Below are 23,911 nucleotides of genomic sequence, written 5' to 3' on the forward strand. Positions count from 1 at the left end.
GGGGCTACGAGTCGGCGGCGGTGCGGCTCGGCTCCCGGCCCATGTCCGACTCGCCGATGCCGTCGACCTCGGCGAGCGGGCGGCCGGCCATGTCGCGCATGAACCACAGGACCGGGATGCCGGCGACAATCACGACGACGGTCGCGTAGATCGCCGGGGAGAGCGCGATCCCGGTGCCGGCGATGAGGCCGGTGGCGATCAGCGGTGAGAGGCCGCCGAAGAGCACCGTCGCCACGTTGTAGCCGACGGCCATCCCGGAGAAGCGCCCGATCGCCGTGAACTGCTCCGGGACCGTCGCCGCCGCGACCGCGCTCCACCCGGCGGCCGGGATCGCCAGGAACGCCGCCCCGAACACCGCGAGGCCGGGCTCGCCCGTGGACATCAGCAGGTAGGCCGGGATCGTCGTCAGCACGATCACCCCGGTGAGCAGGGCCAGGGACGCCCGCCGGCCCCACCGGTCCGAGGCGAGCCCGATGAACGGGGTGACCACGATGGCGACCACGGCGGCCACCGTGCCCAGGGCCAGCGACCCGGCGTTCTCCAGGTTCGCGACGTCCTCGAGGTAGGTCGGGACGTAGGTGATGTTGAGGAAGTAGCTCACCGAGCCGATCGTCGAGATCGCGAAGGCGATCAGGACGGCCCGCGGCTGGCCGAGCAGCACCGCCACCAGCGGCGAGCGCCGGGCCACCGACGGGTCGACGTCGAGGGTCTCCTCCTGCGCCCGCTCGACGGTCTCGGTCTCCACCATCATGCGGCGCAGCGGGATCATGACCAGAGCGAGGAGCCCGCCGACGACGAAGAGGACCCGCCAGCCCCACTGCTGCATCGCGTCGGGCGACAGGTTGCCCGCCAGGAGCGCGGCGATCCCGACGGCGAGCAGGGCCCCGATCTCCGAGTTCGCGGCGGCCCAGGAGGCGGCGAAACCACGTCGGCGCGGCCCGGCCGACTCCATCAGGAACACCATGATCCCGGTGTACTCGGCGCCCACCGAGAAGCCCGCGAGGCAGCGCAGGAGCACCATCCCGACGCCGCCCCAGATCCCCACGGTCGCGTACCCGGGCAGGGCCGCGGTGCCGAGCATCGCGATCGCCATGAGGACCGCGGAGATCACCAGTGCGGCCTTGCGCCCGGTCCGGTCACCGATGTGCCCGAACACGATCGCGCCCAGCGGCCGGAACAGGAAGCCCGCGGCGCCGACCCCGAGGGTGAGGATGAGCGAACCGCTCTGGTCGCCGAAGAACTCCCGGGTCAGGATCGTCGCGACGTAGAAGTAGATCGAGAAGTCGTACCACTCGATGATCGAGCCGAAGGCGGCGACGAACATCGAACGTCGACGTCCGGCCTGGTCCGGCACGGCGTCCGCGGGTGTGGTGGACATGGAAGAGGGCTCCCCCCGAGGGCGTCGCCGACCGCGTCGTGGCGCGGCCGGCGACGGCGGACGTCAGACCGTGGCGGGCGATTCGACGCGGGTCCAGACGTTGTCGAACTCCAGCCCGCTGCGCTTGAACAGCTGCGTCACGGGGCACCGGCGCTCGGTCTCCGACACGAGCTGCGCGAACTGCTCCTCGCTGGCGTCGGTCTCGATCGTGGCGCGGACCTCGACGCGGTCGAAGTTGGCGTTGCCCTCCGCGCCGCCCACGAGCACGGCGGTGTCGAGGTCGCCGACGATGTCGAAGTTCCAGCTCGTGACGGTGATACCCAGGTCCTTCGCGACGAGGCTGCCGGTCACCTGGTTGCACGAGGTCAGGGCGCCGAGCGCGTAGAACAGCGGGCTCGGCGCGGAGTCCTGGCCGCCGAAGGCGGGGTAGGCGTCGGTCGCGAAGGCGTGCCCGCCCGCGGTCAGGTTCTGGTAGACGCCGGTGCCCTCGCCGTGGACGGCGAAGGGGACGACGGTCTCCTTGGGCTTGATGGCCATGCTGGGACTCTCCTGGGAGGTGAGGACCCGGTGCGCGGGGTCGCGGACCGGGAGACGACGCGCCCGACGTCCGCACCGGGACGCCGGGCGGGTGCGCGGATGTGACGGGGTCGCTCAGGCGGTGCGGGCGGGGCGACAGCCCATCGCCGGCACGCGGCACAGGTCGAGGTGCAGGCGTCGCACCAGGCCCGGTCCGGTCACGGGTTCCAGTGTGATCGTCCGCGCGCCGAGCGCAACCCCACCGTCAGGACAGGAGTCCGACGAGTCCCTTCGCGGCGAGGTAGAGCCCGAGGACGCCGAGCACACCGGGGACGAGGATGCGGCGGTGTCGCACCGCCCAGTCGCGGACGGCGTCGGTGGCCGACCGGGCCTGCCGAGGGCGGGTCACGCAGAGGACCAGGACCGCCGCCGGACCGCCCAGGCGCAGGACGGTGTAGACGACGACCTGCACCATCGCGCCCACCGGCCCGGCGCCGGTCTCGAGGATCGCGACGAGCCCGGCGACGTAGAACAGGCCCGGCAGATTCGTCAGGGCCCCGGCCGCGGCCGCGATCGGGATCGACGGCTCCCGCAACCGCGCGAGCAGCGCGTCGACGCGCCCGGGTCGCCGGTCGCCCCCACGGCCCGCGAGGCGGCCCGAGGCGTAGCCGGCTGCGTACCCCACCGCACCGACGCCGAGCACGAGGTCGACGATCTGCCGTCCGGCCGAGGCCTCGGCGTCCCCCGGGTCCCCGGCACCGACGGCGGGTCCGAGCCAGAGCACGACGACGGCCCCCACGGCGAGACTCACCGCGATCCCCGTGACCACGTAGGCCGCGATCGGCCGCCGCGGGTCCCGGCTGAGCAGGAACCCGGAGACGATCGCGAGCGGCGTGGCCCGGACGGCGCTGAGGAGCCCCAGGATCAGCGCCTCGATGCTCACGGTCGGCAACCCTACGAGGCCGTCGCCCGCCGTGGCCGCCCGGTCGGTCCAACCGTGATTACGCTGTGCGCCTGCTTTCGCGCGCCGCGCCCGCCCGGCACGATGATCTCCGTGACGAGCGAGCGGGGCGGGGCGGGTCCCGTCCGTCTCCCTCCGGCCCTCCTCCTGCTGCTGGGGGCCGCCGCGGCGGTCGTCGTGGCGCTGGGGGTGCGGGAGCTCGCGTGGTTGATCGGGCCGGTGCTGCTCGCGCTCGTCGTCGTGATCACGGTCCGGCCGGTGGAGGGCCTGCTCCTGCGCCGCGGCGTCCCCCGGTGGCTGGCCGTGATCGTCCTGGTCCTGCTCGTCTACGCCGTCGTCGTCGTGCTGGCGGGGGTGATCGTCGGCTCGGTCGCGCGGCTGGTGACGATCCTGCCGACCTACCGCGACGAGCTGGACGCGGTGCTCGGCGGGGTGTTCGCGCTGCTGCGCGAGCAGGGCGTCGGGGTCGTGCCGCTCTCCGAGATCGCGTCCTCGCTCGACCTCGGTCGCCTCGCCGTCGTGCTGGGGGCGCTGCTGTCCGGGGTCACGGGCCTGGCAGGCAACGTCGTCTTCCTGCTGTCCGTCCTGCTCTTCCTCGCCATCGAGTCCGGGGGCTTCGAGGCGAAGCTCGCGGCGATCGCGTCCGCACGGCCCGACGCGGCCCGGGCCCTGCGCGACTTCGCCCGGGGCACGCGCCGGTTCCTGGTCGTGACGACGGTGTTCGGCCTGCTGACCGCCGTCGTGGACACGGTCGTGCTCCTCGCGCTCGGGGTGCCGTTGGCGGTGCTGTGGGGGCTGCTCGCGTTCATCACCAACTACATCCCCTACGTCGGCTTCTTCATCGGCGTCGTCCCGCCCGCCGTGCTCGCCCTGCTCGAGGGGGGCTGGTCGCGGATGGTCGTCGTCGTCCTGATCTACGTGGTGGTCAACTTCGTGCTCTGCTCGCTGGTCCAACCGCGCTTCATCGGTGACGCCGTCGGGCTCTCCCTCGTCGTCGTCTTCCTGTCGCTGGGCTTCTGGGCCTGGATGCTCGGACCGCTCGGGGCCGTGCTCGCCGTGCCGCTGACCCTGCTCACCAAGGCCGTGCTGGTGGACGCCGACCCGCGGGCGGCGTGGGTGTCGGCTCTGCTCGCCGCGCGGCCCGAACCCTCCCGGGAGCCCTCGTGACCATCTCCGTGCCGCGGCGGCTCGCCCTCGCGTGCCAGGGCGGCGGCAGCCACACCGCCTTCTCCGCGGGCGCGCTGGCCCGCTTCTTCGACGTCGGCGCGGTGACCGCCGGGGAGGTCGTCGGGATCAGCGGCACGTCGGGCGGGGCGATCAACGCGCTGATCACGTGGTCGTGCCTGGTCCGCGGTCGTCCTGACGAGGTGGGGGACGCGCTCGCCGGCTTTTGGGCCGACAACGCGGCGTCCGGCCCGCTCGAGCGGTGGCTCAACGTCGTCATGGTGGGCGCCGGGGTCGGCCAGAACCTCGGTCTGGTCCCGCCGCTGAACCCGCACCTCCTCCCGCCCGCGCTGGACGGCCGTGAGGAGTTCCGGCGCCTGCTGCGCCGCCACGTCGACTTCGACGCGCTCCCGGTCGACAGCGAGGGACGGCACCCGCGCCTGGTGCTCGGCGCCGTGGAGATCCTGAGCGGCCGCTTCCGGGCCTTCGACAGCCGCCGCGACCGCATCACGCCCGACACGGTGCTCGCCTCCGCCGCGATCCCGACCCTGTTCCGGGGCATCCGGGTCGGCGACGGGGTGCACTGGGACGGGCTGTTCTCGCAGAACCCGCCGGTCTCCCAGCTCGTCGACGACCGTCCCGACGAGCTGTGGGTGCTCCAGATCAACCCGAGCCGGATCGACCGCGAGCCCCGCACCACCCTGGACATCGCGGAGCGGCGCAACGAGCTCGCCGGCAACCTCTCGCTGAACCAGGAGCTGCACGGCATCGAGCGCACGGACCGTCTGCTCGAGTCCGGCGCCCTCCGGCCGGACAGCGGCTACCGCCCGATCATGGTCCGGGTCCTGGAGATGCCCCGCGTCCCCGACCTGCTCGGCGCGGCCTCGAAGCTGAACCGCGACCCGGCGTTCCTGGCCCGGCTCCGCCGGGACGGTGCGACGCAGGCCGACCGCTTCCTCGTCGGGATCGGGTTCGAGAAGGCGTGGCTCGACGGGGACGTGTCCGGCCTGGAGAAGCTGCTCCTCGGCGCGTCGATCACGGTGTCCGCGCCCTTCGAGCCTCTCGCCGGCGATCCCGTGCACGCCGCCGCCGAGCTCCTGGCTCGCGACGTCACGGTCGACGTCACGCGCAAGCAGCTCGCCGGCGCCGAGCTGACGTGGTCGGTGCGGGTGACCCGCCCGGACGGCACGCGGGTGGAGGGCGCGGCGACCGCGACCGTGGCCGACGACGGCATCGCCACCTTCCGACTGGGGCCCGCCGACGAGGCCTGACCCTCAGCGCAGCAGCGGCAGCACGCCCTCGCCGAACTGGTAGGCCTCCTCCAGGTGCGGGTAGCCGGACATCACGAACTCGTCGATCCCGAGATCGTGGTACTCGGCGATCCGCTCGGCGACCTGCTCGTGGCTCCCGACGAGGGCCGTCCCCGCGCCCCCGCGGACCAGGCCGATCCCGGCCCACAGGTTGGGACTGATCTCGAGCGAGTCGGTGGACCCGCCGTGCAGCGCGAGCATCCGCTGCTGGCCGACCGACTGGCTCGTGCGCAGGGTGGCCTGCGCCCGCTCGATCGCCGCGGGGTCGAGGGCGTCGAGCATGCGCTGCGCCTCGGCCCAGGCCTGCTCGGCGGTGTCGCGGGTGATGACGTGCAGCCGGATGCCGAAGCGGATCGGCCGTTCGAGTTCGTCGGCGAGCTTGCGGACCCGGCCGATCTTCTCCGCGACCCCGGCGGGCGGCTCGCCCCAGGTCAGGTAGACGTCGGCGTGCCGGGCGGCGACGGGCAGGGCCGCGTCCGAGGAGCCGCCGAAGTAGATCGGCGGCGTCGGCTCCGGCGGGGCGTAGGTGGAGGCGCCGACGACGCGGTAGTGCTCGCCCTCGACGTCGAACGGCTCCGTGCCCCAGGCGCCCCGCAGCACCGTCAGGAACTCGTCGGTGCGGGCGTAGCGGGCGTCGTGGTCGGCCCAGTCGCCGAAGCGCTGCTGCTCGACCGCGTCGCCGCCGGTGACGATGTTCAGCATCAGCCGGCCGTCGGAGATGCGCTGATAGGTCGACGCCTGCTGGGCGGCGAGGGTGGGGGAGATGACGCCGGGGCGGAACGCCACGAGGTAGCGCAGCCGGCGGGTCTCGCGCAGCAGGGCCGCCGTCGTGATCCAGGCGTCCTCGCAGAACGAGCCCGTCGGCGTCAGGACCCCCTCGTACCCGAGGTGCTCGGCCGCGCGCGCGACCTGGGCCAGGTAGTCGATGTCGGCGCCGCGGGAGGCGTCGCCGATGTCGCCGCGGTCGGCGTGGCGGCGGGCCACGATGCCGCGGGCATCGCCCGAGGTGGGCAGGAACCAGTGCGGGACGATGGTCATGGTGTGCGCTCCGTGCAGGTGAGCACTCGTTGTCGCTATAGCGACGATGAGTGCTCACGTGGGCGGAGCCCACCTCCTTCCCGAGTCGAATCGGCGGTCGATCACGTCGGCGAAGCGGACCCGGCCGGGGATCACCCCGGCGTCGGAGAACGCGTCCGCGAGGTCCTGTTGCGAGGCGACGAGCGTCTCGTCCATGGGCACCGGGAGGTCCGGGCCGCGGTCGGTGGCGATCGTCGTGACGGCGATCGGCAGCTTCGTCTCCGCGCTCCACGACCGCGCGCGTTCCGGACGGTGGGTGTCGGAGAAGCGCATGGCGGCGTCGACGCGGCGGAGGTAGTCGTCGAGGGCGGCCTGGGTCCGCGGGTCGGCGAGGGTCTGGTTGCTCGCCACCTGGAACGAGTAGCCGTTGGCGGTCCCGGTGCCGTCGGCCAGGATCCGCGCGCCGGTCTCGAGCTGGGCCTGCGCGGTGTAGGGGTCCCACACGGCCCACGCGTCGATCTGGCCCTGCTTGAACGCGCCGTAGGCGTCGGCGGGGGAGAGGTAGGTCGGATCGACGTCGTCGATGGTCAACCCGGCCGCGCGCAGGGTCAGCAGCAGCTGCCCGTGCGCGGACGTGCCCTTCCCGACGGCGATGCGCTGGTCCCGGAGGTCGTTCACCGCGCGGATCGGCGAGTCCCGCGGCACGAGGATCGCATCGCTGACCACGTTGCCGCGCGCCGCGGCCACGAGCTGCACGCGCGCCTTCGCGGCCGCCGCGAAGATCACCGGTGTGTTCCCGACGTACCCGACGTCGATCGCCCCGGCTCGCGCCGCCTCGATCAGCGGCGGGCCGGCGCTGAAGGTCGTCCACTCCACGCGGTAGGGCGCTCCCGCCAGCCCTTTCGCGGCCTTCAGCAGGGACTGGATGCCGCCCTTCTGGTCACCGACGCGCAGCACGACCCCGGTCGGGTCGGCCGGCGGCTGGACCGGAGGGCGCGAGATCGGCACCGCCGAGCAGCCGGCCAGGACCGCCGTCGTCCCGAGCCCGAGCAGGAACGCCCTACGCCGCACCGTCGACCACCCCGAGCTCGGAGAGGACGGTCGCGCGCAGGGCGGCAACGTCGGTCCGCGGCCGTGGCCCCGGCGCGTGGTCGGCGACGATCCGGCCCTCGTCGAGCACCAGCACCCGGTCGGCGAGCACGATCGCCTCGTCGACGTCGTGGGTGACCAGCAGGATCCCGGGGCGGTGGCGTTCCCACAGGTCCAGCACCAGGTCGTGCATCGCGATCCGCGTCAACGCGTCGAGGGCACCGAACGGCTCGTCGAGCAGCAGCAGGCCCGGTTCCCGGACGAGGGCCCGGGCCAGCGACGCGCGCTGCGCCTCACCGCCGGAGAGCGTCAGCGGCCAGGCGTCGGCGCGCTCGGCGAGCCCGACCTCGCCCAGCACGCGGTCGACGTCCGTGTCCGTCCGCAGGCCCAGCGCCACGTTGTCCCGCACGCTGCGCCACGGCAGCAGCCGGGGCTCCTGGAACGCGACCGCCACCGACGACGGCACCGACACCGACCCGGCGTCGGGAACGTCCAGGCCGGCCAGGACCCGCAGCAACGTCGACTTCCCGGACCCGCTGCGCCCGAGCAGGGCGACGAACTCGCCCGCGTCGACGGTGAGGTCGAGGCCGTCGAGGACCCGCCGTCCGGAGAACTCCCGGACCAGCCCGCTCACCTGCGCGGCACTGCTCCCCGTCGCTGCGCTCGCCCGGGCGCTCACGACCGCCACCGCAGCGCGCGCTTCTCGATGCGCCGCACGAGCGCGTCCGTCCCGAGGCCGAGCAGGGCGTAGACGACGAGCCCGACCACGATCACGTCCGTGCGCAGGAACTCCCGCGCGTCCATGATCAGGTAGCCGAGCCCGGAGTCGGCCGACACGGTCTCCGCGACCACCAGCGAGAGCCACGCGATCCCGAGCGAGAGCCGCAGCCCGGTCAGCGCCGAGGGCAGGGCGCCGGGGATCACGACGTGGCGCAGCACCTCGCGCCGGTCGAACCCGGACACCTGCGCCATCTCGAGCAGCTTCGGGTCGACGCCACGGACGCCGGCGTGGACGTTGAGGTAGATCGGGAACAGCACCCCGAGCGCGACGAGCAGGATCTTCGGCGTCTCCTGCACCCCGAACCACAGGATGAACAGCGGGACCAGGGCCAGGTGCGGCAGCGTGCGCAGCATCTGCACCGGCGGGTCGATGATCAGGCCGCCCCAGCGCGAGAGCCCGGACCAGACGCCCAGCACCACGCCGAGGACGGCGCCGAGCGCGAACCCGACGACCACGCGGACCAGCGAGACGAGCAGTCCCTCGGGGAGCTCGCCGGAGAGCGTGACGTCCCACGCGGCCTGCACGACCCGGATCGGTGAGGCGAGCTCGTCCTCGGCGAGCAGTCCGGTGCTCGACGCGAGCTGCCAGATCACGAGGATCGCGACCGGGGAGATCCAGCGTTGCCAGGCTCTGCCGGGTTCCTGACGACGGGGCGGTGCGGTCTCGACGGCGCGCGCGGGCGCGCCCGGGAGGGTGGTGGACACACGGGCTCCGGGGGGTTCGGGCGGCGAGGGTCGGCGTGTCCTACCGACAGGTCGCGGCGTCGAGGCGCATGAGGTCGACGTGGCGACGCCACGCGAACCGCCAGCCCCGGAGCATGCCCCGATCGTGCGGAACCGGGCGCCGGGTCGCAAGTGGAGCGTGACGTGGCCCGCCGTCGGGCCCGGTGATCATCGAGCACCTGGGGTCGTCGGCCCGCCCGTCCCGCCGCCGAGAGTGCTCGCTCGTCCGGCGCGCGAACGCCCGGCCCCACCGTGGGGTGGGGCCGGGCGTCGGCGTGGTGGGCGATCAGTTCTCGCTGCCCTCCGAGGTGGTCTGGGCACCGGACTCCTCGGCGCCACCCGCCGAGGTCTCGGTGCCCTCCGACCCCGACCCCGATGCCGAGCCGGTGCCCGTCTCGGTCTCCGAGGTGCCCGCCGTGGCCTCGCCGCCGGTCTCCGCGACCGGGACCTCGGGGACGGCCGCCGCGCACGGAGCGGTGGTGTCACCGGTGTCCGTGGTCCCGGCGGGGCAGACCGTGGCGTCCGTGCCACCGGTGCCGGCCTCGGCCGGGATGACCGGAGCCTGCTCCCCCGCGGCGGGGTCGATCGGCGCCTGCTCGCCGGCTGCGGGGTCGATCGGGGTCTGCTCGCCCTGGTCACCGGTCAGCGTCTGGTCCTTCGGCTCCTCGGCCGGCTTCGTCGCCGGCTTGTTCGCCGATGCCTCGGCGTCCTCCTGCGCCTTCTTCGCCGCGTCCTCGCCGGCCTTGGCCACGTTCTCGTCGTTGCGGGCCTTGGCCTCGGCGTTCGTGAGCTGGCTCTCGGCGGTGTCGGCCTCCCGGTCGGCCTTCAACGCGGCGTCCCGCGCCTGGATGCGAGCGTCCTCCGCCTGGGCCTTCGCCTTGCCCGCTTCGTTCCTCGCCGCCTCGGCGGCCGCGATCCGGGCGGGGTTCGGGGGGACCTCGGCCTTGGCGGCCTGCAACTCGGTCACGGCGGACGTGAAGGCCTGGTTCGCGTCGGCCTGGGCCTTGAGCGCCTTCTTGTGCTCCTCCAGGAGCCGGTCGGCCTCACCGCGGAACACCTTGGCGTTGATCGCGAGGCTGTCGGCCTTCTCGCGGGATGCGGTGGCCTCCTTGCGGGCGTCCTCGGCGAGCTTCTTGGCCTCCTCGGCCTTGGCCACCAGGGCGGGGTCGGGCTTGCCGGTCGTCCCGGTCCCGGTCCCGGTGCCGGTCCCGGTGCCGGTCCCGGTGCCGGGGGTGGTCGGCTTCGGGTTGGGGCCGGGGTTCGGCTTGGGGTCGGGCTTGCCGGGGATGACGACGATCCGGGAGTTGTCGATGCTCGTGAACCGGTAGCTCGTGATGACGGTGCGGGTCGGGCGGACTGTGATCGCCTCGTCGGTCGCGGCACCGGCGGTCAGCGGGTTGCCGTTGTAGCACTTGACGGTGGGCTCGCCGTAGGAGTTCACCAGCACCGCGGTGCCGGCGGCCAGCACGACCGGCTCCTCGACGAAGGCGCCGTCGGTGTACGGGTGGTCGGTGACGCTGGTCGCGGCCCGGAGGACCACCGGGGACAGGGACCCGACGAACGCCGGGACGTCCGCGGCGTCGAGACCGAACACCGCGCCCCAGGCGGCGAGCTTGGCCGGGTCGGCCTGGAGCTCGCCGAGGAAGGCGTCGCCGTCGCAGGACGGCGGGGTGGTCGCGGCGTAGAGCCCGGCGGTGTCGCCCGACTGCTCGCCGGTGGCGGCGACCGCGGCGACCTCCGGGGCGTCGGTGCCGAACGGGGCGGTGGTGGGGTTCGCACCGGCGAAGCTGGTGGCCTGGACCGCGGGGGAGGAAGCCCCGGAGAGCGAGTACCACGTGCCGGCGCCACCGACGACCAGGCCGGCGGCGACCAGCCCGGCGATGATCTTGCCGGCGATCGGGCGCTTCTTCGGCAGCGGTGCGGTGGGCGGCGGGGGGACCGGACCGCGGAACTGCTGGCCGGGGAACCCCTGGGCGCCGAACGAGGGCTGCTGGGGGAAGGGCTGCTGCGGGCCGGCCTGCGGGCCGCGGAACTGCTGCGGGGCGCGGAACTGCTGCTGGTGGTGGACGGTGCGGGGGTCGAAGTGCATGTTCATCGTGGGGCTCCTCGGTGGTGAGGGGGCCTCGGTGACCCCGTCTCGGTGATGGGAGAAGCCTGTCGCGATCGGACATTCGGAACGATCGTGCGGACCCCCGTGGTCGCAGGGGACGCCCCCCGGATCCGGAGGGGGACAGCCCTACCCCGCGCACACGGACGCCCGGTCCCACCGAGCGGTGGGACCGGGCGTCCGGGTCGTGCGGGATCAGTTGTCGGTGCCCTCCGAGGTGCCCTGCGAGCCGGACTGCGAGCCGGACTGCGAGCCCGTCTCCGTGGAGCCGGTGCTCTCCGAGCCCGACGTCGTGGCGGTGCCGGTTTCGCCGCCACCGGTCACGCCGGTGTCGACGGTGGCCGGAGCCTGGTCGGCGGAGCCGGTGGCGGGGCAGATCGGGGCGGCCTCGGCGGTCACGACGTCCTGGCAGGCCCGCTGGACGGCCGGCTCCTGACCGGTGCCGGTGGTGCCCGCGAGGTCCGGGGTCTGGCCGGCCTCCTGCCCGGTGCCCTCGGTCGCCGGCACCTGGGCCTGCTCGCCCGTGGCCGGGTCGGTCTTCTCGTCGGCCTTCTCCTGCTCCGTGCCCTTCGCCGAGGCGTCCGCGTCGTCCTTCGCCTTCTTGGCGGCCTCTTCGGCGGCCTTGGCCACGCCCTCGGCACTCCGGGCCGCCGAGCTGGCGTTGCGCAGCTGGGCGTCCGCCTCCTCGGCGTCGTCCCGGGCCTTCTTCGCGGCCTCGCCTGCGACCTTCGCCTCGTCCTGGGCCTTCGACTGTGCGATGCGGGCCTCGAGGTAGGCCTGGTCGGCGGCGGCCCGGCGGCCTGCGTCGACCGGGACCGCGGCCATGGCCTTGACGCGCTCGCCGTCGGCGATCTGCAGCGCCGTGTTCGCGTCCCCGAGGCGACCCTGGGCGGACTTCTCGAGAGCGGTGAGCTTCTGCTCCTCGGTCCGCGCGGCGACCGACTTCGCATAGGCCTCGTCGGCCTTGGCGGTGGCGGCGTCGGCGTCCTTGCGGGCCTGGTCGGCGAGCTTCTGGGCGTCCGCGGCCTTCTGGCTCAGGACCGGGTCGGGGGCACCGGGGTTCGGGCCCTTGTTCGGCTTGGGGTCGGGCTTGCCGGGGGTGACGACGACGCGGCTGTTGTCGACCGTCGTGAAGCTGAAGTTCGTGACGACCCGGGTGGTCGGGGTGACCGTGACGGCGCCGGCGGTGGCGGGCCCGGCGGTCAGCGGGTTGCCGTTGTAGCACTTGACGGTGGGCTCGCCGTACGAGTTGACGAGCACCGCGGTGCCGGGGGCGAGCACCGCGGGCTGCTCGACGAAGGCGCCGTCACGGAAGGGGTGGTCGGTGACGCTGGTGGCGGCGCGCAGCACGACCGGGGAGAGCGACTCGACGAAGGCCGGGACGTCCTTCGCCGCCAGGCCGTAGACCCCACCCCAGGCGGCGAGCTTGGCCGGGTCGGCCTGCAGCTGCTGCAGGAACGCGGCGTCATCGCAGCTGGCGGGGGTGGTGGTGGCGTAGAGGCCCTTGGTGTCGCCGGACTGCGGGCCCTCGGCGGACACCGTGGCGACCTCGGCGTGGTCGGTGCCGAAGGGGCTCGTCGTCGGGTCGGCGCCGGCGAAGCTCGTGGCCTGGACGGCGGAGGCGGAGGAGTCGGAGAGGGCGTACCAGGCGCCGGCTCCTCCGACGACGAGGCCGGCGGCGACGAGGCCGGCGATGATCTTCCCGGCGATCGGGCGCTTCTTCGGCAGGGGCGCCGCGGGCGGCGGAGGGACCGGGCCCTGGAACTGCTGACCGGGGAAGCCCTGCGGGCGGAAGGCGGGGTGCCCACCGAACGGGGGCTGCTGCGGGAACGGCTGCTGGGGGCCGAACTGCTGGGGGGCGAACTGCTGGGGCCGGCCGGTGAACTGCGGGTGGCTCGGGCGGACGGTGCGGGGGTCGGTGTGCATGGTCATCGGGGGCTCCTCGTGTCCTCCGGGGCCTCGGCGACCCCGTTTCGGTGATGGGAGAAGCCTGTCGCGATCGCGCCCGCGCAACGATCGTGCGAACCCCCGAGCCGGGCGGGGAGGACCCCCGGGCGTGCGGGGGGACAGCCCTACCCCGGTGCGTCACGACCCCGGTCGGAGCACGATGGTGAGCATGCGCAAGCTTGTGACTCTCGAGGAGCACCTGGCCGTCCCGGAGGTCGCGGAGGCCTGGAAGGACGCGCCCACGTCGCCGCGCGACCGCGACGACGTGGCGATGATGATGGAGTCCCGCGGTGACGCCCTGCTCGAGTGGGGCGAGCGCCGGCTGGCGGCCATGGACGACCAGGGCGTCGACGTCCAGGTCCTCTCGCTCACTGCGCCCGGTGTCCAGAACCTCGACGTCGAGCGCGCCGTGCCGCTCGCGGCCCGGGCCAACGACACGATCGCCGCCGCGGTCGCCGCCCACCCCGACCGCTTCGACGGGTTCGCGACGCTGCCCACCCCGGACCCGCAGGCGGCCGCCGCCGAGCTCGGTCGTGCCGTGCAGGACCTGGGCCTGGCCGGCGCGATGATCCACGGCCGGACCGGCCCCGTGCGCCTCGACGATCCGCGCAACGAGCCGATCTGGACGGCGGCCGCCGAGCTCGGGGCCCCGATCTACGTCCACCCGCAACAGCCGGTCGACGAGGTCCGGGACGTCTACTACTCCGGCTTCGACCCGGCCACCGACGCCGCCCTGGCGAGCGCGGGCATCGGCTGGCACTACGAGACCGGGATGCAGGTCCTGCGCCTCGTCCTGTCCGGGGCCTTCGACCGCCACCCGGACCTGCAGCTCGTCGTCGGCCACTGGGGCGAGGTCGTCCTGTTCTACCTCGACCGGATCGCCGACGTGTCTCCCCGCTTCGGGGTCGGTCTCCGGCGGCCGATCGCCGACTACTTCCGCGAGAACATCTCCTACACCGGCAGCGGGATGGTCGTCCCACGGTTGCTGCGATGGACGATCGAGATGGTCGGCGTCGAGCGCGTCCTCTCGGCCACCGACTACCCGTTCATCGACAATTCCGGCGGGGCCGCACGGCGCTTCCTCGACGACACCGACCTCTCCGACACCGAGAAGGACGCGATCGGGCACGGGAACTGGGAGGCCCTCCGCCCGAAGCGCTGACAGGCGGGAAGACCCCCGGTGCCGTGGCACCGGGGGCCTCCTCGCTTCCGGACGGGTCAGCCGGTGGTCTGCTCACCACCGTCCGTCGACGCGCTGCCCGACGACGAGCTCCCGGTCGAGGAACCCTCGGAGGACGAGCCGCCGGTCGTCGAGCCGCCGCCCTGGGCCGTCCCCGTGTCGGCCGGCACCGGGTCGATCTGGGGCTGGGCCGGCGTGACATCGGTGTCCGTCGGGCACTGCTCGGCGATCACGCCGGTCCCGCAGACCCGGGTGTCGACGCCGCCCTGCGGGGCGAGCGGCTGCTGGACCGTGCCACCGGTGCCACCCGTCGCCGGGGTCGTGCCGGGGGTCTGCACCTTCCCGTCCTTGTCGATCACGGTGCCGTCGGAGAGTGTGACGTTCCCCTGGGCGTCGACGACCGCGTCCTTCGGGAGCTGGTCGGTGTCGACGGTGCCGTCCGCCTTGAAGTTCACGCCCTTGGCGGCGAGAGCCTGCGCGTCGACGCCTCCATTCTGCGCGCCGTCCTCGTTCTCGGTGAGCGCGTTGACGTTGCCCTTCGCCGCGGCCTGGGGGGCCGGGGTGAAGCCGCCGTCCTTCGTGACGGTCCCGATCCCGTCGATCGTCGTGTCGAGGCGCTCGGAGCCGTCCGGGTTGAGGATCTTCCCGGTGGCGGGGTCGGTGATCGACCCGTCCTGCAGGACCTGGCCCCCGGGGGGCGGCGTGACGGTCTTGGCGACCTTGCCGTCGCGTCCGATCGTGTTGACCGGGAAGTTGGTGCCCGGGAACCAGAGGGACACCGTGCCGTCGTAGTTCCACTGCGACTTGATGAACCCGACCGGATCCACGTTCCCGTTCGCGTCGACCGTCACCTTCCCGAGGCCCGGGATGTCCGCGGTGATCGGCAGCCGCTCGGTCCCGTTGATGTTGAAGCGCTTGCCGTCCGGGTGCTGGATCGACCCGTCGTCGAAGGTCTTGCTGTTCGGCGGGTGGTCGACCTTGACCTCGGGGTCGATCACCTTGCCGTTCTTGTCCATGATGCGGCCGTCCGACAGGCGCATGTTGCCGTCGTAGGTCCGGGTCATCGTGAGCGCCAGCTGGCCCTGCGGGTTCGTCGCCGGCGCCGGGTTCGGGGTGTTCGGGCCCGGCTGGGTCTTGATCGGGGTCGGGGTCGGGGTGTTGTTGCCCGGCTTGACGACGGTCAGCGTCTTCTGCGGCGCCGGGGCGGGCGTGACCCGGATCGTGCGGTCCGCGGTGAAGCCGTTCCACGCGGTCCCGACGACGGTGCCGGTGTCGTTCGACGAGGTGGCAGCGCCGAGCGGGTTGCCGTTCTGGCACTTCACGGTGGGCTCGCCAAAGCTGTTCACCATCACCGCGGTGCCGGCCTGGAGCACGGCCGGGTACGGCTGGAACGCGCCCTGGGAGAAGCCGTACTCGGTCACCGCGGTGTCGGCGCGGAGGGTCACCGTCGTCAGGCTCGTGACGTAGGCGCCGATGCCGTTCGGCTCGACGTTCAGCGGGCGACCCCAGGCCGCGGCCTTCGCCGGGTCGGCGGTGAGCTGGGCGATCAGGGCCTGGGTGTCACAGGCGGGGGCGGCCGGGTCCTGGGCGTAGAGCCCGCCGGTGTTGCCGGCCTGCGGCCCGGCCGCGTTCTCGGGGCTGGCGACGTTCTGGACGTCGTCACCGACCGGAGCGGTGAACGGCATCGCGCCGGGGGAGGAGACGCTCTCGAGCTGGACCTGCGCGGCCTCCGCCGACGCGGGACCGGCGAGGCCCACCCACGCGACGGCGCCGATCGCGACGACCGCGGTCACGGCGCCGACCTTCAGCCGCCACTTGGGCTTCGGCCGCTCGGGGGCGCGAGGGCCGCGCAGGGCCTCCGGGATCTCCTGGTTCATCTGCGGCTGCCCGGCGGGGTGGCCGTACTGCTGGTGCGGGGGCATCTGCGGGCCCGGCATACCCGGGCCGTACGGCGGGCGGCCACCCTGGAAGGTGGAGCGCGGGCCGGGGACCTGCTGGCGGGGGAAGTGGTCGGTGTACATCGGTTTCTCCTGGGGCTCGGTGCCGGTCCCCGGTGGGACCGGGTGCTTCGGACTGGAGAAACCATCGCCGGATGCGGCGTGCCTTCCGATGGTGTTGTCCCTGCACACGAGGGGGAGACGTCCCGCTTCCCGAGGTGGGGCGGGCCCTACCTCGCGAGCGCACCAGCCAGGTCGGCCACGAGATCGTCCGGGTCCTCGAGCCCGACCGAGAGCCGGAGGTGGCCGTACCGGCGGAACTCGTCGGGCCAGTGCGCCGCGCGCGGACCGTCCGGCCCGACGTGCACGATCAGCGACTCGTCGTGCCCCACCGACACCGCTGACGTGATCACCCGGAGATCCGCGACGAACCGGTTCTGCGTGTCCGCATCGCCGTCGAGGGCGAAAGCCATCACCGCGCCGGGCGGCTCGCCGTCGAACAGGCGAAGCGCGAGGTCGTGCTGCGGGTGCGACGGCAGGCCGGGGTACGCGACGTAGGCGACCTCGGGCCTCGTCGTCAGGAACTCCGCCACCCGCTGCGCCGACGCCAGGTGCTGCCGCAGCCGGAGCGGGAGGGTGATCGCCCCGCGGGAGATCAGCCAGGCGTTGAACGGCGAGATCACGCCGCCGACGTCGATCATGACGTCGGCGCGGATCGGGTCGAGCAGCTCCGTCGCCCCCAGGACCGCTCCGCCCATCGCGTCCCCGTGCCCGTTGACGAACTTCGTCAGCGAGTGCACGACGAGGTCCGCGCCGTGCTCCAGCGGGCGGTACAGCGGGGGCGGGGTGAACGTGGAGTCCACGGAGAGCAGCGCGCCGGCCTCGTGCGCGATCGCCGCGACCGCCGGGATGTCGCACACCCGCGTCGTCGGGTTCGCGACCACCTCCGTGTGCACCAGCCTCGTCTCCGGCCGGATCGCGGCGCGCACCGCGTCGAGGTCGGAGGTGTCCACGAACGTCGCCCGCACGCCGTACCGCGCGGGGAGGATGTCCCGGAACAGCCGGAATGTCGCCTCGTAGGTCACGTCGGAGATCACCGCGTGGTCCCCGGTGCGCAGCAGGCTGAAGAAGACCCCGTGCAGCGCGGCGACCCCGGACGCCAGCACGACGGCGTCCTCGGCGTGCTCCAGTGCGGCGAGCTTGCGCTGCAGGGCGATCTGGTTGACCCCGGAGTTGCGTGTGTAGAGCGGCGTGTCGAAGCCCGACCACGACAGCGACGACGGGTCCTCCGGCAACGCGTACGAGTTCGCCATCACCAGCGGCGTGCGGATCGCCCGCGTGCCGGGGTCGACGGCGTTCCCGCCGTGCACCGCCTGCGTCTCCAGCCGGCACGACGACGGGTCGTGCTTGTCCGGTCGCTCCGTCACGGGCTGGAACGTACGGCCCGTCGACCAAGATCACCGGAACGACGAGGATCCGGACGCTCAGGCCTCGAATCCTCGTCGTTGTGGTGATCTTGCTGGGGAGCCGGACCACAGATGTCGCGGATTCGGACACTCCGCCCTCGGATCCGCTACCTCGGCGCGACGGCGGCATGCACCAGACACGCCGCACGTGGCCCTGGTGTCCCGACGACGGGTCGACCCGGAGTCCCCAGGCCCGCCGGCCGGCGTACGCGAGGTCCGTCGGCCGCACGTCGACGCCCGACCCCGTGACCGGGGCCGGGCGTCGGCGGCGGGCGCAGGTCCTCGACCGTTCCTAGCGTGCGGCCTCCAGGACGTCGGCCTTCTGGTCCGCCCGGAGAGCCACGGCCTCGCTGCCCTTGTAGGTGGCGTAGGCGTCGGAGTACCGGCCGATGCTGTCCTTCCACGCCTTGTGGGCCGCGCCGATCCGGTTCGCGTGGGCCTGGGAGGGGTTCGGGTCGGCCTTGAGGCGGTCGAACTCGGCCTTCAGCGCCTGCATCTCCGCGTTGGCGCCCCGGAGCTTGTCCCGCGACTCCGCCAGCCTGCCCTGCGCCCGGTCGGACTCGGCGCGGGCCTCCTCGGCCTTGGTCGTCCGTGCGTCGCTCCCAGCCTCGGGCTCGGTGACCTCGGGAGTTCCGGCCTCGGGCTCGGTGACCTCGGGAGCTCCGGCCTCGGGCTCGGTGACCTCGGGCTCGGAGACCTCGGGCGTTCCGGCCTCGGGCTCGGTGACCTCGGGCTCGGTGGGTTCGGTGGCCTCGGGTTCGGTGACCTCGGTGGTCTCGGCCTCGGTGCCGGCGGTCTCGGCGATCTCGGTCCCGGTCTCGGCGGTCTCGGATTCGGTGGCCTGGGTCTCGCCGGTCTCGGTCTCGGCGCTCGCGCTCTCGTCGGTCGGGCCGGTCTCGTCGGTCGCGACGGCCGCCGCGGCCTGCACGTGCGACGCGATCGGACCTCCGACGGCGACACCGATGCCGCCGAGCAGCACGGTGGCGGCCAGCACCCCGGTCACGACCTTGGCTGCCATCGGACGCCTGCGCTTCCGCCCGCTCGGCGGCGGAACGGGCCCCGGGAACTCCGGGGCGAACGGTGCGGCCGGGCGGTGGAGGTGGTGTCGGTCGGCGTTCATCAGGATCTCCTCGGGTGATCCGGGAGCCTTTGTCCGGTTCCCGGGTGGTGATGAGGAGCCTCGTGCGAACGACTGCTCGCGGAGATCGGGTGGACCCTCGTACTGTCGCGGGCTGTCCCTACGCCCCGAGAGGGCCTGCACCACACACGCCTCTCGCAGCCCTAGCGTCCCGACGACAGGTCCGCCCGGGTCACCAGCCCCGCCAGTCGGCCGTCGCGCACGAGGTGCGCCACTTCGCCGTCGGGAAAACGATCCAGCGCGTCCGCCACCGACTCGCCGACGCCGAGTCCCACCGGGGGAACCGCGGCCGGCCCGACAGTGCCGGCGGTCAGATCCGCGAAAGTCACGAGCGCCAGCACCTCACCGGCCGCCGGCGGGAAGCGGTCCGAGCGCCCGGCCAGCACCACCGGCAGCGCCGGCTGCCCGGACTCCTCCAGGACACGCCGCGCCTCCGCGACCGGCGTCCCCACCGGCACGGACACCACGGGCGACGCGAGTCCGGCGAGCTCCCCGTCCACGAAGCCCTGCCGCCGCACCCAAGTGTCCGAGTGGTACTTCGTCAGGTAGGCCCGCCCGGAGTCCGGGAGCAGCACGACGACGCAGTCACCGGTCACCGAGGACGCCACCGCGTACGCCGTCCCCGAGGAACCGCCGACCAGCAGGCCCTCGTCCCGCGCCAGCGATCGGCACGCGGTGATCGACGCGCGGTCCGGGACGCTGACGACGGCGTCCACGACATCACGGTGGTACGAGTCCGGCCACGGGTCGTCGACCGTCTTCGGGTGCACGTAGTGCCCGGCCGCCTCGATCGCGAAGGGCGAGCCGTCGCCGCCGCCGTACGACGAGGTCGCCGGGTCCGCGCCGATCACCTGGACCCGCCCGTCCGAGGCCTCCTTGAGGAACCGTCCGGTGCCGGAGATCGTGCCGCCGGTGCCGATCGTCGCGACGAGGTGCGTGATCCGGCCGGAGGTCGCCTCCCAGATCTCCGGACCCGTCGTCCGGAAGTGAACCGCGGGGTTCGCCGGATTGCCGTACTGGTCGGCCCACCACCCGCCGTCGGTCTCGCGGGCGATCCGCGCGGCCCACGCGACGACGTGGTTCGGGTGCTCCTTCGGCAGCGCCGACGGCGTCAGCACCACCTCCGCGCCGTAGGCCCGCAGGGCGTCGAGCTTCTCGACGGCGGTCTTGTCCGGCAGCACGCACACCATCCGGTAGCCGCGCGCCGCCGCGACCTGCGCGAGCCCGAGCCCGGTGTTGCCCGACGTCCCCTCGACGATCGTCCCGCCCGGGCACAGCGCCCCGGAGGACTCGGCGTCGAGCACCATCGCCAGGGCGGCCCGGTCCTTCACCGAGCCCCCCGGGTTCAGGTACTCGAGCTTGGCGTGCACCCCGGAGCGCAGCGTCACCAGCGGGGTGCCACCGACGAGGTCGAGGAGACCACTCACGACTGCGAGAGCGCTCGCACCGGCGAGAGCCCCAGGTTCTCCCGCAGCGTCGTGCCCTCGTAGGAGCTGCGGAACGATCCCTTCTCCTGCAGCAGCGGCACGACCTGGTCGACGAACGGGTCCATCCCGCCCGGCGTGATGTGCGGGACGAGGACGAAGCCGTCGGAGGCGTTCGACTGCACGAAGTCGTCGATCGTGTCCGCGACCCGCTGCGGCGTCCCGACGAACGTGTGCCGCCCGTTCTTCGCGATCACGACCTCGCGCAGCGACCACCCGTTCGCCTCGCCCAGCTCGCGCCACTCGTTCGCCGTCGCGACCGGGTCCCGGTACATCCGCACGCTCGCGCGGCCCTTGGAGAAGTGCTGGCCGGAGTCGACGTCGTTCTCGGTCACCGGGTCGAAGCTCGGCACCGGACCGTCCGGATCGATGTCGGACAGGTCGCGGTTCCACACCTGCTCGGCGAACGCGATCGCCGTCGCGGGGGAGACCTGCTGGTACTGGACCTCGCGGGCGTTCTCCGCGGCCTCCTCCTCGGTGTCGCCCAGCACGAACGTCGCCGCCGGGAGGATCTTCAGGTCCTCCTCGCGGCGGCCGAACTTCGCGAGGCGGCCCTTCACGTCGCGGTAGAACTCCTGGCCGGCCTCCTTCTCGCCGTGCCGGGTGAAGATCGCGTCCGCCGAGCTCGCGGCGAATTCGCGGCCCTCCTCGGAGTCCCCCGCCTGGATGATCACCGGGTGGCCCTGCGGGCTGCGCGGCAGCGGGAAGCGGCCGGTGATGTCGAACTGGTCGGTGTGGATGTCGAACTCGCCGCCGTCGGTGTCCCAGAGGCGCTTGGCGACGTCGAGCATCTCCTTCGCCCGCAGGTAGCGCTTCTCCTTGGGCAGGTAGCCCCCGCGGCGGAAGTTCTCGCCGGTGAACTCGTCCCAGCTCGTCACGACGTTCCACGCCGCGCGCCCGTTCGACAGGAAGTCCAGCGAGGCGAGCTTGCGGGCGACGTCCAGCGGTTCGTTGAACGTCGAGTTGACCGTGCCCGCCAGCCCGATGTGCTGCGTCACCGCGGCCATGGCCTGCAGGATCGACACGTTGTCCGGGCGCCCCATGACGTCCAGGTCGTAGATCTTCCCGCCCTGCTCGCGGAGGCGCAGGCCCTCGGCGAGGAACAGGAAGTCGAAGAGCCCGCGCTCGGCCGACCGGGCGAAGTGCTCGAAGGACGAGAAGTCGATGTGGCTTCCCGACGCCGGGTCGCTCCAGACGGTCGTGTTGTTGACGCCCGGGAAGTGCGCGGCGAGGTGGATCTGCTTCTTGGTCATGACGAGGCTCCGGCGTAGCGGTCGGCGGGCTTCTCCAGGCCGAGCAGGCCCCGCAGGGTGTCCGCCTCGTAGGCGGTGCGGGTCAGGCCGCGACGGGCCAGCTCGGGGGCGAGGTCGCGGGTGATGCGGGGGAGGTCGTGGTCGGCGACGGCGGGTCGCAGGCGCGCCCCGGCGAGCCCGGCCGCGGCCCAGCCCTCCAGCCGGTTCGCGAGCTCGTCGGCGGTCCCGGCGAACACGGCCGCGTCCGAGCGCAGCGTCCGCTCGCCGTCGAGCCGGGTCCAGCGCGTGCTCGCGGCGGTCGCGTCGTCGTCGAGGAAGACGATCAGGTCACCGAGCACCTGAGTGGGTTCCTCCGAGCGACCGATCTCCGCCTCCGCCGACCGCACCCCACGCAGCGTCGTGGCCGCGTCGCCGGTAGGCCCGTCGCGCCCGACGCCGTCCGGCGTGGTGAACACGAGGTCCGCGCACCGCGCCGCGAGCCGGTAGGCCGTGTCGACGTGCGCGAGTGCGGTCACGATCGGCTGGCCCTGCGGCGGTCGGGGCGTGATCGACGGGCCGCGCACCGCGAAGTGCGAGCCCACGAAGTCGACGTAGTGCAGCTTGTCGCGGTCGACGAAGCGGTTCGTCGACGCGTCGCGGATCTCGGCGTCGTCCTCCCACGAGTCCCAGAGGCGGCGCTGCACCTCGACGTGGTCGGTCGCCTCCTCGAACAGCGCCTCCCGGCTCTCCGCGGCCGGGTCGCGGCGGCCGAACAGCTCCGCCTCGCCCGGGTCCGTCGACACCTTGATCCGCTCGCCGGCCCGCCCGCGCGTGACCCAGTCCAGCGTCGCGATCTGCGTCGACACGTGGAACGGCTCGGTGTGGGTGGCGACGACCGTCGGCACGAGACCGACGTGCGAGGTCTGCGGGCCGGCCCGCAGCGCGATCAGCACGGAGTCCAGGCCCCGGCGGGCGAACCCGTCCTCCAGGGTGACCAGCGTGGCCAGGCCCCGCTCGGCCTCCTGGACCTGGGCGACCCAGAAGTCCGGGTCGAGCGTGTCGCCGGGTGGGGCCGCCGGGTGCCAGCCCGTGTCGTTCAGGGCGACGGCGAGGTGGAAGGTCATGAGTCCTCCGGACGAGACGGAGCGCGGACGGCGACGAACGACGGCTCGGCCCGCAGCACGAAACCGAGTTCGGCGTAGAGCCGGATGGCGGTGGTGTTGTCGGCGGCGGCGTGCAGGAAGGGGGTCTCCCCGCGCGCCCGGATGCCGGCGGCGACGGCGAGCACGAGCCGGGTCGCGAGACCGTGCCCGCGCATCGCGGGATCGGTGCACACGGCGCTGATCTCGCACGCGCCGGGCACGTGCATGCGCTCCCCGGCCATGGCCGCGAGCCCGACCAGCGGGTCGCGGATGCCCAGGTACGTGCCCAGCTCATGCGTCCGGCGCGCGAACGGGCCCGGCTTCGTGCGCCCGACCAGCGCCAGCATCTCGTCGACGTCCGGTGTGCCGAGCCGCACGACGTCGGCGTCGGCCGCGACCGGCACCGGCCGATCGCCGGGAAGGACCATCTGGACGCCGGGGAGGTCGCGCTCGAGGGTCCAGTCCGACGGCAGGTCGACCGGCCCGGGCGCCCGGATGATGACGACGCCGCCGGGCCCGGCCAGGTGCGCCGCGTCGGCCCACTCGGCCGCGTCGCACGGCGGGGCGAGGAACGGCGCGACGTCGGGGTGATAGCGCACGGCGGCGCCGTGGCGCACCGCGAGACCGGCCTGCGGCCCGTCGAGGGCAGCGCGCAGCGGGTCGTCGAGCGCGGTCGTGGTGGGGGCGTCCACCGGGGTCCTCCCTGTCGGTCCGGGTGCGGGCACCGGCGGACCTACAGCCCGGCCGGAGACCCCCGACCGTCGAGCCAGCGGCGCGACACGAGCACGATCACGTGCCCACCGTAACCACGTCCGGGGCGTTCGGGCAGGTGAGCAACATCCGGGCGCCGACCGGGAATATCAGTCGTCCCCGCCCTTCCCCTTGCCCTTCTCCCCGCCCTCGTTCCCGCCGGGCCCCTTGTCCTTGCCCTTCCCCTTGCCGCCGACCTCCCCGCGCGCAGCGTCGTCCCCCTTCGTCCCGACGGCGGGTCGGGGCACGTCGCGCGTGCCGGCGGCGGCCCGGGCGGCAGGCGCCTCGGCGCGGGTGCCGGCGACCGGGGACGGGACGTCGACCGACGGACCGCCGGCGGAGGTCGGGGCGGGCGCGGGCGGTGCGATCAGGGCCGGAGCCGCGCCGGCGGGCACGATCGGCGCTGCCGCCACGGGGAGGGCAGGAGCCGCGTCCGGACCCGTCGTCGGGAGCCCGACGAGCGCGACCGTCGCCGCCCCCGCGATCGCGAACAGGCCACCGGCGGACGCCGCGAGTCGTGACCAGGTCCAGTCCATGAGGTCAGGTAACCACAGGCGTTCCGTGCGACACCCCCGTCGTGCCGGTCCTGA

At 73.6% G+C, this 23,911-nt stretch carries 20 protein-coding genes; 3 read left to right on the top strand and 17 right to left on the bottom strand.

The features are described from left to right. Positions 1–4: 4 nt before the first annotated feature. The 3 genes from QRT03_RS29145 to QRT03_RS29155 form a co-directional block, all read right to left on the bottom strand. The gene (locus QRT03_RS29145; protein ID WP_286056672.1) at positions 5–1,378 is read right to left on the bottom strand and encodes an MFS transporter; all 1,374 of its coding nucleotides are present in this window, start codon (positions 1,376–1,378) and stop codon (positions 5–7) included. Positions 1,379–1,441: 63 nt separating this feature from the next. Then, positions 1,442–1,915, bottom strand: coding sequence for an OsmC family protein (locus tag QRT03_RS29150; RefSeq protein ID WP_286056673.1), 474 nt, complete (start codon positions 1,913–1,915; stop codon positions 1,442–1,444). A 244-nt stretch (positions 1,916–2,159) separates the two neighbouring features. Then, positions 2,160–2,837 (bottom strand): GAP family protein, encoded by a 678-nt coding sequence (locus QRT03_RS29155; protein WP_286056674.1) that lies wholly within the window; start codon positions 2,835–2,837, stop codon positions 2,160–2,162. A 111-nt stretch (positions 2,838–2,948) separates the two neighbouring features. Between QRT03_RS29155 and QRT03_RS29160 the strand changes: the two genes are divergently transcribed. Continuing rightward, positions 2,949–4,022 (top strand): AI-2E family transporter, encoded by a 1,074-nt coding sequence (locus QRT03_RS29160; RefSeq protein ID WP_286056675.1) that lies wholly within the window; start codon positions 2,949–2,951, stop codon positions 4,020–4,022. Further along, positions 4,019–5,290: a patatin-like phospholipase family protein gene (locus QRT03_RS29165; RefSeq protein WP_286056676.1), complete on the top strand. Its 1,272-nt coding sequence runs from the start codon at positions 4,019–4,021 to the stop codon at positions 5,288–5,290. The genes QRT03_RS29160 and QRT03_RS29165 overlap by 4 nt, the downstream gene beginning before the upstream one ends. 3 nt (positions 5,291–5,293) lie before the next feature. Here the strand turns inward: QRT03_RS29165 and QRT03_RS29170 are convergent, their stop codons facing one another. From QRT03_RS29170 to QRT03_RS29195, 6 genes are all read right to left on the bottom strand, one after another. Continuing rightward, entirely contained in the window at positions 5,294–6,367 is a 1,074-nt protein-coding gene (locus tag QRT03_RS29170; RefSeq protein ID WP_286056677.1) for an LLM class flavin-dependent oxidoreductase, read from the bottom strand. 54 nt (positions 6,368–6,421) lie between these two features. Beyond that, on the bottom strand, positions 6,422–7,417 hold the full coding sequence (locus QRT03_RS29175) for an ABC transporter substrate-binding protein (protein WP_286056678.1): 996 nt from the start codon (positions 7,415–7,417) through the stop codon (positions 6,422–6,424). Then, positions 7,407–8,114: an ABC transporter ATP-binding protein gene (locus QRT03_RS29180; protein WP_286056679.1), complete on the bottom strand. Its 708-nt coding sequence runs from the start codon at positions 8,112–8,114 to the stop codon at positions 7,407–7,409. Before QRT03_RS29180 ends, QRT03_RS29175 begins: the two co-directional genes overlap by 11 nt. Beyond that, positions 8,111–8,920 carry an ABC transporter permease gene (locus tag QRT03_RS29185; protein WP_286056680.1) on the bottom strand — a complete coding sequence of 270 codons (810 nt, stop codon included), beginning with the start codon at positions 8,918–8,920 and terminating at the stop codon, positions 8,111–8,113. The genes QRT03_RS29180 and QRT03_RS29185 overlap by 4 nt, the downstream gene beginning before the upstream one ends. A 304-nt stretch (positions 8,921–9,224) precedes the next feature. Further along, positions 9,225–11,033, bottom strand: a complete 1,809-nt coding sequence (locus tag QRT03_RS29190) for a DUF6777 domain-containing protein (protein ID WP_286056681.1) — start codon at positions 11,031–11,033, stop codon at positions 9,225–9,227. Positions 11,034–11,240: 207 nt separating this feature from the next. After that, positions 11,241–12,977, bottom strand: coding sequence for a DUF6777 domain-containing protein (locus QRT03_RS29195; protein WP_286056682.1), 1,737 nt, complete (start codon positions 12,975–12,977; stop codon positions 11,241–11,243). A 184-nt stretch (positions 12,978–13,161) separates the two neighbouring features. Here QRT03_RS29195 and QRT03_RS29200 point away from each other — a divergent pair, with 184 nt between their 5' ends. Next, entirely contained in the window at positions 13,162–14,154 is a 993-nt protein-coding gene (locus QRT03_RS29200; protein WP_286056683.1) for an amidohydrolase family protein, read from the top strand. Positions 14,155–14,210: 56 nt separating this feature from the next. On the opposite strand, the gene QRT03_RS29205 is transcribed toward QRT03_RS29200, so the two are convergent. The 8 genes from QRT03_RS29205 to QRT03_RS29240 form a co-directional block, all read right to left on the bottom strand. Then, positions 14,211–16,193, bottom strand: a complete 1,983-nt coding sequence (locus QRT03_RS29205; protein WP_286056684.1) for a DUF6777 domain-containing protein — start codon at positions 16,191–16,193, stop codon at positions 14,211–14,213. A 146-nt stretch (positions 16,194–16,339) separates the two neighbouring features. After that, on the bottom strand, positions 16,340–17,536 hold the full coding sequence (locus QRT03_RS29210; RefSeq protein WP_286056685.1) for a trans-sulfuration enzyme family protein: 1,197 nt from the start codon (positions 17,534–17,536) through the stop codon (positions 16,340–16,342). Positions 17,537–17,867: 331 nt separating this feature from the next. Next, positions 17,868–18,695 carry a prolipoprotein diacylglyceryl transferase gene (locus tag QRT03_RS29215; RefSeq protein ID WP_286056686.1) on the bottom strand — a complete coding sequence of 276 codons (828 nt, stop codon included), beginning with the start codon at positions 18,693–18,695 and terminating at the stop codon, positions 17,868–17,870. A gap of 161 nt (positions 18,696–18,856) precedes the next feature. Continuing rightward, on the bottom strand, positions 18,857–20,140 hold the full coding sequence (locus QRT03_RS29220; protein WP_286056687.1) for a pyridoxal-phosphate dependent enzyme: 1,284 nt from the start codon (positions 20,138–20,140) through the stop codon (positions 18,857–18,859). Beyond that, positions 20,137–21,450, bottom strand: a complete 1,314-nt coding sequence (locus QRT03_RS29225) for an LLM class flavin-dependent oxidoreductase (RefSeq protein WP_286056688.1) — start codon at positions 21,448–21,450, stop codon at positions 20,137–20,139. Before QRT03_RS29225 ends, QRT03_RS29220 begins: the two co-directional genes overlap by 4 nt. Continuing rightward, positions 21,447–22,553 (bottom strand): LLM class flavin-dependent oxidoreductase, encoded by a 1,107-nt coding sequence (locus tag QRT03_RS29230; protein WP_286056689.1) that lies wholly within the window; start codon positions 22,551–22,553, stop codon positions 21,447–21,449. The genes QRT03_RS29225 and QRT03_RS29230 overlap by 4 nt, the downstream gene beginning before the upstream one ends. Further along, positions 22,550–23,263 (bottom strand): GNAT family N-acetyltransferase, encoded by a 714-nt coding sequence (locus QRT03_RS29235; protein ID WP_286056690.1) that lies wholly within the window; start codon positions 23,261–23,263, stop codon positions 22,550–22,552. Before QRT03_RS29235 ends, QRT03_RS29230 begins: the two co-directional genes overlap by 4 nt. Positions 23,264–23,431: 168 nt before the next feature. Then, complete coding sequence (locus tag QRT03_RS29240; protein ID WP_286056691.1) at positions 23,432–23,857, bottom strand: hypothetical protein; 426 nt, start codon at positions 23,855–23,857, stop codon at positions 23,432–23,434. Positions 23,858–23,911 lie beyond the last annotated feature (54 nt).

The sequence above is a fragment of the Actinomycetospora termitidis genome, from assembly GCF_030286555.1.
Classification (GTDB): domain Bacteria; phylum Actinomycetota; class Actinomycetes; order Mycobacteriales; family Pseudonocardiaceae; genus Actinomycetospora; species Actinomycetospora termitidis.

What these genes read in the sequence shown, in the direction of transcription:
- QRT03_RS29225 (WP_286056688.1), bottom strand. Translation starts at nt 21,450, where the DNA reads ATGACCAAGAAGCAGATCCACCTCGCCGCGCACTTCCCGGGCGTCAAC.
- QRT03_RS29145 (WP_286056672.1), bottom strand. Translation starts at nt 1,378, where the DNA reads ATGTCCACCACACCCGCGGACGCCGTGCCGGACCAGGCCGGACGTCGA.
- QRT03_RS29195 (WP_286056682.1), bottom strand. Translation starts at nt 12,977, where the DNA reads ATGACCATGCACACCGACCCCCGCACCGTCCGCCCGAGCCACCCGCAG.
- QRT03_RS29230 (WP_286056689.1), bottom strand. Translation starts at nt 22,553, where the DNA reads ATGACCTTCCACCTCGCCGTCGCCCTGAACGACACGGGCTGGCACCCG.
- QRT03_RS29215 (WP_286056686.1), bottom strand. Translation starts at nt 18,695, where the DNA reads ATGAACGCCGACCGACACCACCTCCACCGCCCGGCCGCACCGTTCGCC.
- QRT03_RS29190 (WP_286056681.1), bottom strand. Translation starts at nt 11,033, where the DNA reads ATGAACATGCACTTCGACCCCCGCACCGTCCACCACCAGCAGCAGTTC.
- QRT03_RS29205 (WP_286056684.1), bottom strand. Translation starts at nt 16,193, where the DNA reads ATGTACACCGACCACTTCCCCCGCCAGCAGGTCCCCGGCCCGCGCTCC.
- QRT03_RS29200 (WP_286056683.1), top strand. Translation starts at nt 13,162, where the DNA reads ATGCGCAAGCTTGTGACTCTCGAGGAGCACCTGGCCGTCCCGGAGGTC.
- QRT03_RS29150 (WP_286056673.1), bottom strand. Translation starts at nt 1,915, where the DNA reads ATGGCCATCAAGCCCAAGGAGACCGTCGTCCCCTTCGCCGTCCACGGC.
- QRT03_RS29170 (WP_286056677.1), bottom strand. Translation starts at nt 6,367, where the DNA reads ATGACCATCGTCCCGCACTGGTTCCTGCCCACCTCGGGCGATGCCCGC.
- QRT03_RS29240 (WP_286056691.1), bottom strand. Translation starts at nt 23,857, where the DNA reads ATGGACTGGACCTGGTCACGACTCGCGGCGTCCGCCGGTGGCCTGTTC.